Source organism: Ancylomarina euxina (assembly GCF_003863355.1).
GTDB classification, from domain to species: Bacteria; Bacteroidota; Bacteroidia; order Bacteroidales; family Marinifilaceae; genus Ancylomarina; species Ancylomarina euxinus.
Window position 1 is genome coordinate 1 of sequence record NZ_QQWG01000032.1, and the last position, 9,893, is coordinate 9,893.

The 9,893-nt window shown below is 33.4% G+C and carries 8 protein-coding genes; all 8 read right to left on the reverse strand.

What is annotated here, in order from left to right; translation table 11 throughout:
• Positions 1–312 precede the first annotated feature (312 nt).
• Positions 313–1,209, reverse strand: a complete 897-nt coding sequence (locus DWB61_RS17095) for a hypothetical protein (RefSeq protein ID WP_125032158.1) — start codon at positions 1,207–1,209, stop codon at positions 313–315.
• 210 nt (positions 1,210–1,419) lie between these two features.
• On the reverse strand, positions 1,420–1,977 hold the full coding sequence (locus tag DWB61_RS17100) for a hypothetical protein (protein WP_125032159.1): 558 nt from the start codon (positions 1,975–1,977) through the stop codon (positions 1,420–1,422).
• 103 nt (positions 1,978–2,080) lie between these two features.
• Positions 2,081–2,824 carry a hypothetical protein gene (locus DWB61_RS17105; RefSeq protein WP_125032160.1) on the reverse strand — a complete coding sequence of 248 codons (744 nt, stop codon included), beginning with the start codon at positions 2,822–2,824 and terminating at the stop codon, positions 2,081–2,083.
• 241 nt (positions 2,825–3,065) lie between these two features.
• Positions 3,066–5,681: a two-component regulator propeller domain-containing protein gene (locus DWB61_RS17110; RefSeq protein ID WP_125032161.1), complete on the reverse strand. Its 2,616-nt coding sequence runs from the start codon at positions 5,679–5,681 to the stop codon at positions 3,066–3,068.
• Positions 5,682–6,053: 372 nt separating this feature from the next.
• The gene (locus DWB61_RS17115) at positions 6,054–6,713 is read right to left on the reverse strand and encodes a PQLLE family protein (RefSeq protein WP_125032162.1); all 660 of its coding nucleotides are present in this window, start codon (positions 6,711–6,713) and stop codon (positions 6,054–6,056) included.
• A 4-nt stretch (positions 6,714–6,717) separates the two neighbouring features.
• Entirely contained in the window at positions 6,718–6,993 is a 276-nt protein-coding gene (locus tag DWB61_RS17120) for a hypothetical protein (RefSeq protein WP_125032163.1), read from the reverse strand.
• 354 nt (positions 6,994–7,347) lie between these two features.
• Positions 7,348–8,238 carry a hypothetical protein gene (locus DWB61_RS17125; protein ID WP_125032164.1) on the reverse strand — a complete coding sequence of 297 codons (891 nt, stop codon included), beginning with the start codon at positions 8,236–8,238 and terminating at the stop codon, positions 7,348–7,350.
• A 225-nt stretch (positions 8,239–8,463) separates the two neighbouring features.
• Complete coding sequence (locus DWB61_RS17130; protein WP_125032165.1) at positions 8,464–9,720, reverse strand: hypothetical protein; 1,257 nt, start codon at positions 9,718–9,720, stop codon at positions 8,464–8,466.
• Between the last annotated feature and the right edge of the window lie 173 nt (positions 9,721–9,893).

The following is a 9,893-nucleotide window of genomic DNA, read 5'->3' on the forward strand; positions in this document are numbered from 1 at the left end:
ATTCGCACTACAGTTTCAAATAGCGGCGCGTGGGGAAAAAACAAAATAAATTCCCTTCAAGTTACACTGTCGTTTATTCAAAGAGCTTGATTGCTTGGGTCTTTTTTTTTGCCTTGTGGCTAACGGTCTTGCTAAGTTGCGTGGGCGATTTAAAAGAAATAACCTATCAAAACCCACGGAAGCAAGCCGATTAAATTTGCTTATATTTTTGAACAAACCAATTTAATTGGCTTGCTGGTGTTTCTTAATTGAACTAAACTTTCAAACCGTTCATCCGCGCCCATGAAATTTAGCTTTTGTTAGGCACAGTAATTATTCCAGGTCATATTTGATTTCTATTTTCTTTCTAGTCTCTTCATCAGCTGATTTAAATCCAAACCCAATTTGACTTCCAAAAAATTGATATCCGTATTTCAGACCATAAAATCGATCAATTAACATTTTAAGTGGCAAATCCTTTATTTGTTTTTCCTTTACTCCTTTATGAACTACAGGCAAATACCTTTCCATCATTTCAGGATTAGAATGCTGAATTACTGACCACATTACGTTTTCAAACTTTTCGCCTACAAGGTTCTTTCCTATATATGTTCTATGGATAGCGTATAATGAATCAATTAGTGCTTGATTGTGTATGTCAAGTTCTTTATGTTCGGGATAATCTCTAATAGTTTTTCTTTTGCGATATTTTTTATCAGCATCATTTATCAATACTATCTTTTCAACTAAATCATAATCTAAGTCATTTGTATTACAATATTCTAAAATATTAAATTCTAATTCTTCAGTAGTTTTAGATTTACATTTTAATAATTCTTTATTATAAGCTTCTCGGATAATATCATATTTCGGATTATTTTCAATATGTTTTTCAGTGTACAAAAAAAGCTCGCAACTACCGTCAGCATTTTTTAATTTTTCAAATGCAACCATTATATTAGCTTGACTTTCTTTTAAGCTTAAAAAAGCTGACATCATATTAAAATAGTCAACATAGGTAACATTGTTGGGATTGTCTTGTAATGCTTTTTTTGTTTCCCTTACTAGCATAATACCTTTATTAAAATCTAAATCTGATACGTTTGATTTTTGAACAGGTTGATATGACATAAACTGATTCACAAGACTATTATATTCAAATTGAATTTCATTTTGAGCATAACATGAAAAGTTTAAAATTAGGAGTAAAACGATTGTTATTCTTTGCATTTCTTTATTTTATTGTGCCTAACGGTCTTGCTAAGTTACGTGGGCGATTTTAAAGAACTGACCTTTCAAATCGCACGAAAGCAAGCCGAGTAAAATTGTTTATATTTTTAAGCAAACCAATTTTAATTGGCTTGCTGGTGATTATTAATTGAACTAAAATTTCAATTCTAGCATCACCGCCCATGAAATTTAGCTTTTGTTAGGCACTGTTTATATTTCATAATTTTGCCAAGAAGTTTTATTTAATGATTCATCCCACAGTTCATTAGGAGCTTTCTCGCAAGCAATATAATTTTGCATTCCATCAGTTCTCATTTGATTCAATTTATCTTGGGAGAAACCGCATTTTGCACTTTGTAATTCTATTTCAACAATTATTAATTCATTTGTTCTCTCAAATATTTCTTTAGCTTTATTTAAAACCACCTTAGCTTTGTTTCTATAATTTTCATCAAAAGCAGAAGGGGCATATTCTCTATAAAAACTATGTGCTAACCAATTTCTTGAATCCAATGCAACTTTAAGTATCTCTTCAAGATCTTCATTAATATTAATTAGTTCTGAAACGCTTTTTTTAATATTTCCCATTGTTCGAGAAAAATACATTGTCATTAATTCTCGTACGGATTTATCAGATTTTAACTCTCCTGATTTTTTAGCCATACCTAATAATATAACAAGATTAGATTCTACCGATTGACCTAAAAAAAACACTAACCCTAATTCTGACAGTAACGAACTAATACTTTCATCTTCAACCTGTTTCATTCTAACCTTATTTTTGAGCAAACCAATTAAAGTAGCTTGCTGGTGTTTATTAATTAAACTAACTCTCAAGCGACCCATCACCGCCCATGAAATTTAGCTTTTGTTATGCACTGTTTTTAAATTTATCGTCATTATGCAATCTAGTCTTTAATAAAACATAGTTTTTAATTTCTTTAAATGCTAAAATGCTAAAGTAGGCTGGAATAGCAAGAAATATCAGTAAAATCAAAATTAGAATAATCAAGTATTTGGTTTCTATTTCTCCTGAACCAATTGCTGAAATAAGAACTTTTATTAAAAAAAATGATAATATTGGAGAGAACACAATAAATATGACGATTCTCGGAATATATGATAGTAAATACAGTTCAACCCAGATTGTACTTTTCTTGACTGAAGGCCGAGAATAATTCTGATTTTTAAAATTATTATTACCGGAATCAAGTTCGTCTAAACTAAGATGAATATTCTCCCTCAATAAATTATTTGTTATTTCTAGAAAAGTCAAGTTGGAAATGTCTTCTGAAATTCCAAACTTTTGAACAACAACTCCATTTTTAATTATTATCTGTTTCTTAAATTTACCATTTTCTAAAAAGTCAAATTTTAAATTTTCTTCTTTAGTTGATATTAAAATCTTTGCAAATACATTTGACTTTACTATATATGGTCTAAGATTTATTGTTTTTAAATAATTATAGTTCGTGGATACAATCCATGTACCTCTAAATTGAAATTTTTCGTAATCATGCCCTTTAATCGCAAATTCTGTGCGATTAGGGTCATCCGTAATTTCTAAAAATTTACGTTCATTTTTGTAGGTGTATATGAAACCATTAAACTCCATATCTTTTAATTAATTAGTCCTAGTTTGCTCAGAGATCGTTAAATAGTGCCTAACGGTCTTGCTAAGTTTTCGTGGGCGATTAAAAGAATAATCCTTTAAAACCGCGCGGAAGCAAGCCGCATAAATTTGTTTATATTTTTGAACAAACCAATCTAGGTGGCTTGCTGGTGTTTCTTAATTGAACTAAGTTTTCAAGTTGCTCATCACCGCCCATGAAATTTAGCTTTTGTTAGCGGTTGTTTTATTTTTTCATAAATTTTCTTGTCATAATTCTATTGTTATTGTTAACCCGTATCATATATACTCCTTTTTGTAAATTTCGAATATCAATCTTATTGTTTATAATCTTTTTATTGAGTAATATTCTACCGCTTAAATCAGCAATTGTAACGATTACATTATCTGTTATTGCATTTAAATAAAGGATATCACTGACTGGATTTGGATAAATTGTAAAATTTTCATTTTCAAAATCAGCAATTCCAGTAACGATATCAGATTGTGTCACATGAACTGTTTGAGCCTCTACACCAGTTCCTGAAACTGTAATTGTTGCCTCTCTAATGTTGTATGTAGAATTTTCCGCTGCGGTTAATACCAGGGTGGCATCCCCAGAGCCACTGTCATCGCTAACTGTCAACCATGTTTTATCACTTACAACTGTCCAGTATATGTTTGAATTAACATCAAAGGTATTTGTGCTGTTAACAGGAGCAGATACTGTTAGCGAGGTGCTTGAAAGAGTCAAATAAGAAGCTTCAGTTTGGATAACATGAATTGTTCTAGCCTCTACATCAGTCCCTGAAACTGTAATTGTTGCCTCTCTAATATCAAAAGCAGAGTTTTCTGAAACGGTTAGTACTTGGGTGACATTTCCTGAGCCACTTGATTCACTAAGTTTTAACCATGTTTTATCACTTGCAGCAGTCCAGTCTGTATTTGAAGTGATATCAAATGTAGCTGTACTAGAAGCTAAAGCCGAAACTGTTAGCGAACTTACAGACAGGCTCAATTCAGGTTCATACCAAGTAAAAGCTCCTTTTGAGAATCCGCCGCAAGTACCAAACAAGAGGTTGTTTTCGCTATCGCAATATATGGTATATACGTAGTCATTGATTAAATCACTGTTATGATTGTCATAGTGCCTCCAATTTTCACCATTATATACAGATACACCTCCACCAGCAGTATGACCAAACCACATCAATCCATTTTTATCGCATTCAATAGAATAAAGCCCATTCTGATAAATATCCGAATTAGAAGTATCAAATTTCACCCACTTATTCCCATCAAACTTCGAGACTCCATCCCCATGATCAGCCACCCACATATTCCCAAGCACATCAATTTCAATTGCATGTATGTAAGTATTAGTTAAAGTACTATTACTTTGATCGTAGTTTGTAAACGTTTCTCCATCAAATACCGAAATCCCCTTATTATTTGAGCCAAAACACACATTATTATCAGCATCGACAGTCACAATATTTAAATCATCGTCACAAATACCAGAATTAGAAGTGGTATATTTTATCCAATTCTCTCCATCAAACTTTCCTGCACCATAATACTCACATGCAAGCCACAAATTACCATCATCATCAAATGCTATATCACGCACACTACTACCCGGTATACCATCCTCAGTTGTAAATTGAATCCATTCATTCCAATTGTATTTCCACAAGCCACTATTGGTAGCAAACCATATATTGTTTGCTTTATCAGTCTTAATTGCATTAACACGACCAAGAGAAGTATGTTTTATCCAATTTTCCCCATCATACATTGATACACCACCACCAAAATCTCCTACCCAAATGTTCTTTTGATTGTCTTCGCACAGGGACATAATATAATTATGGGAAAAGGGACTTACGGTTGAATATTCCTTCCAATTACCATCAAGATATCTCGAAACACCACCTTCAGTAATTAAATCCCCAGTTGAAAAATATTTTTCGCCATTTTCTGTGATGTTTATGTGTTGTACTCTACCAGGTAATAATTTAGAGTTACCATCACTAATAACGGTCGTTATATTATTTTCAAATTTAATTATGCGATTGTGCTCAGTTCCTAACCAAAGTGCGTCATCTTCCACAGCTAAGGACATAATTCCCGTTTCATCCAAGTCCGGATACTTATCACCTAAATAATTTGTCCAATTAGTACCATCAAACTTTGCTATACCTCCATAAAAACCGAACCACTTGTTGTTATTTTTATCTATAGCAATCGAAAAAACTGATGCTCTTACTGCAAACTCCGAATTGCTGGCTGTATAAGAGACCCAAGTATTGCCATCGAAATGAGATACCCCATTTTGAGTTCCAAACCATAAGGAACCATCTGCATCTATTGCAATAGAATGCACATAATCATTAACCAAGCCACTATTGCTTACTCTATAATTAATCCAATTTTCACCATCAAAACAATATACACCACCAGCCCAAGTGCCGCACCATAGTTTGTTGTAAGCATCAAAAACTAAAGTATATACTTCATGGTCAGTCCTATACATTTCATCATAGTCAGTCCAATTCTTACCATCAAACATTGTTAAACCTCCATGCTTGCTACCCATCCATTTGTTTCCATCCTTATCAATGGCAAGAGAAGTTACAGAATTATGCATCAAACCATCTGTAGATGAATATGTCTGTAATAGAGTGCCATCCTTTAACCATTTTACGAGCCCCCCTGTGGTGCCCGCCCATATTGTATCAGCTTCCACACAGGAAGAAGTAACCCAACCTTTATTTGAATAATTACTCATAGATGAAAACTGAGGGAATGAATTCAACTGAAAAAGTACCAAAAAAGCAAGAGTGTAAAATATACGGTTCATAATTTATTTGATTTAGATTAGTGGTTAGATAGGCTATTTTTATGAGATTTATCATTAGTCTGCTGTTTGATAACCGCTAACGGGCTTGCTAAGTTGCGTGGGCGATTTAAAAGAATAATCTTGTCAAACCGCGCGGAAGCAAGCCGCATAAATTTGTTTATATTTTTACGCAAACCAATTAAAGTGGCTTGCTGGTGTTTATTAATTGTACTAAGCTTTCAAACTATTCGTCCCCGCCCATGAAATTTAGCTTTTGTTGTATGCTGGCATACCCTTCAGTCAAGTTTAAATTACATGCTTGCAGGCTTATTGCCAAAGTTCGCTTGTGCGTTGGCACGTGGGCTTTGGCAATGTGCCTGCAAATGCTTGCTATTAGCTACGAACTAATAGACCTAATGATTCAAGAAGTTGAGGTTTGTCCTCCATTGCTATTTTTGCAACAGCGTAAAAGTCACTCATCCATTCTTCAAGTTCTGCAAGAGCTTTGTCTTTAGCTTTTGTGGCTTCTTGCGACTCACCTACTTCTTTTAGATATAATGTTCTAGTTGTTTCTAGCGCATTAATCTCTGTTATACAGGCTGTAATTTCATCTTCGGTGATTTTAAATACTAAAAGCTTTGCCAAATGAGCTGCATTAGAACGAACTCCACTATAGAAAGTCTTCATTGTTGCAATCCACTTAACGTATGCTCTTGAATAGGATCCTGTTAATCCAAGTTGCTTCATAGTTACATCGTCTTTACGGAAAGCCACTTTAGCTTTTCTCCGATGTGATGCATATTTTTCTGTCATTAAGCTTACTTTGACATCGAAATCGGAACGGGCTTGGATAGTTTCGTTATCTTCTTGTTGGTTGAAGTTGAAAGCTGTGATAGTTGCTCCTAACAATTCTCTACCTTTTGTGATAGTAGCTAAGTCGTAACCGTATTCAGCCATAGTAGTAGCTATTTCTGTTTGGTTTTCAACATTCATTAATGATACACGATAAGTTTCGATCAATTGATCTTCAGTTCTACGTCTGATTGTAGCCATTTTGTTATGAATTTATAGTTAAAAAATAGAAATATAGAATCCATATTAAGGTAGATGCTTGAAAAATAATCGTTTGGTCATTTGTACCCACCGTTTCACTTATTGTACCCATGGTTTGTCCATTTGTACCCAACGTTTCACCTGTTGTACCCATCGTTTGATCAGTTGTACCCACTGATCGGTCATTTGTACCCGCTGTTCCTTCTTCTTTAAGCACTAAAGCATCTTCTTTTTCTTTTGCACCTATGAAAGTAAACAAAATATTGCACTTGATAAGCATTGGGACAATAAAAATCACTTACATAATAAGCCTTAGGGTTGAAACTCCTAAAGGCACATTATATATCTGTGTCGGAACGATAAAGCTCTTTTAATTTTGTGAGGAACGAGCAAATTTAAATGTGCTTGATTTACTTATAATGCTCTTTTTTATTTGCTGGCATACAACGGGCTTGCTAAGTTGCGTGGGCGATTTAAAAGAACTGACCTTTCAAGTCGCACGAAAGCAAGCCGAATAAAATTGTTTATATTTTGAACAAACCAATTGTAGTGGCTTGCTGGTGTTTATTAATTGAACTAAACTTTCGAACCACTCCTCAGCGCCCATGAAATTTAGCTTTTGTTAGGCACAGTATTATTCCAAGTTATATTTTTCAATCACACCTTGTCGAATTACTTCACTTGCCATTTCAACTCCCATTTGACTTCCAAAAATCTGATATTTTTCTTTTTGAGAGTATATTCTATCTATCAACATTTTTAAAGGAACGACATCTAATTCTTTATCTTCTACTGCCTTTTGAACTGTCGGCAAATATTTTTCCATCATTTTTAAATTCGAATGTTGGATAACTGCCCACATTACACTTTCAAATTTTTCACCAACTAAACTCGAACCTATATATTTCTTATGCTGTCTGTACAAGGAATCAATTAGCTTTTGATTCTGTCGATCTACTTTTTTATGCTCAGGATGCTTCTCAATGGATGTGCCTTTTCGAAATTTTTGGTCATTATTATTAATCGTGTAAATTTTCTCAACTAGATCATAATCTAATTGTTCTGATTTACAATATTCTGAAACATTAAACTCTGAATTATCTACTGTTTTAGATTTACATTTGGATATTACTTTATTTATAGATTCTCGAATAACATCATATTTGCTATTTTTTTTAATACTGTATTCTGCAGCCAATAAGAATTCACAACTTCCTTCTGAGTTTATAAATTTCTCAAATGCAACTAATACATTAGATTTACTTTCTTTTAAACTCAAAAAAGCAGACATCATATTGAAATAATCAATGTATGATAGATCGTACGAAAGGTCTTTTATTACCTTCTTTGTTTCCCCAACAATAAAGGTTCCATAATTATATGCTTCATCTGGCACGTTTGCTTTTTGAACAGGTGTATAAGAAAGAAACTGTTTTCTTATATTCTCTGGTTCGAATTTCAAGTCAGTCTGTGCAAAGCAAGAAACGTTTATTACAATCAGTAAAATAATTATCAATCTTTTCATTGTTACATTTTTATTATTGTGCCTAACGTTAAGTATAAGAAACGTAAGTGATTTCGAAGCACTTTACTGTCAAATTACACTGAGCCAAATTTGCGATTAGACACAAATTTAATGCTTTAAAACAATCCGTCAAATCGCAGATTTGGCGGAGCTGATTAAATGCTCCAAAGTCCCGTAAACCACTGAGCCACTTATGTTTTTTATACATTGTTGTGTGCTGCTTTTTTATAGGTCATCTAAATATTCTATCGTTTCTTTTAATTCTTGTTTATGTGCTTCAAGGGTCAGTTTATCTTCAAATGTTTTTAATAATGCCACCGCTTTTTTATATGGTTTTGATTGAGATAATTCTTCTTGAACTCTCTCATTATCTCGGAACATTCTCAGTACAGTCCTAATTCTATCAGTATTTAATGTTTCAATAAATGGTTTTAATGATAAATAACCATCAGAACGACCCCAATAATTTCCACACCATATGGCAAGAATTTCTTGGTATAATTCTTCAAATGCTACAGAAGGTACAAATGTCCCTAATTGCAGTAAGTTTTTAGATGCTGATTCTTCAACACTCCAACCATAACTTGTATTTTTTGCCTCTGCTAATTTTTCTGCAGCTCTTCTATAAATTCTTGCTCTTGTGCCATCAGGAATATAATTCACAGCATTAAGAACAATAAGTAACTCAAACACTCTAGTTTTAGCACCTTTATCTGAACTATCATCACTATCGGGGTCAATAACATACGTATGGTACTTTACTCCTAAAGCTTTGCGAAGGTCTTCTCCTGACTTCTCCCATACAACGGAAAATAATTCAAATACATTTGACTTTGCAGGTTCTTCTCCTTTTGTTACCAAATCCATAAAGAATCCAAAAACATTCCGAATATCTTGATTTCGATAAGATGCTATTTGGTCTTTTAATACACTTAATTCTTCAGGTGTATGGGCTTTATTTTTTATCGGCTCAAAAATTGCAGAAACTGAGTGTCCAGGGTCTGGAAAAGGTTGCTCAAATAAGTTTTTCTGTAACAATAATATCAAACCAACGGCATCTTCCATCTCCACTCTATTGTCTGAATCATGGGCAGGGGAAGCATGATTTCTCATCCAGTTTATCATTTCCAATGATTTTCCTGCTTTAGGATTTAAAAGTCCAAGTCTTGTAGCTCCTGCAATAAGGACTAAATCATCAACATTGCTCCATCTTTCAGCAATAGTCTCTCCATCCTTATCATATTTTTTTCGACCAGATTCATCTTTTACAACAGAACTCCAAAGCTCGACACCATAAGCTTCAACTTTACGTTTAAGATTATTGACTGCACCATTCCAAATCGCTAATAATGAATAACTATAAAATCCACTTTCAAATAATCCTTTAGCTTCATTTATATAATCAATCTCCCTTTCAACTAATAAGGGAAAATCAGTCTTTACGTCAATTTTATTGTCTATAATTTGTGGTAGTACATTCATATTTTATCATTTTGCAGGGTTTCTCTTAAAGTTGCACACAACGGTATTGCTAAGTTTTCGTGGGCGATTTAAAAGAATTAACCTTTCAAATCTCACGGAAGCAAGCCGCATAAATTTGTTTATATTTTTAAGCAAACCAATTCTGGGTGGCTTGCTGGTGTTTATTAATTGAA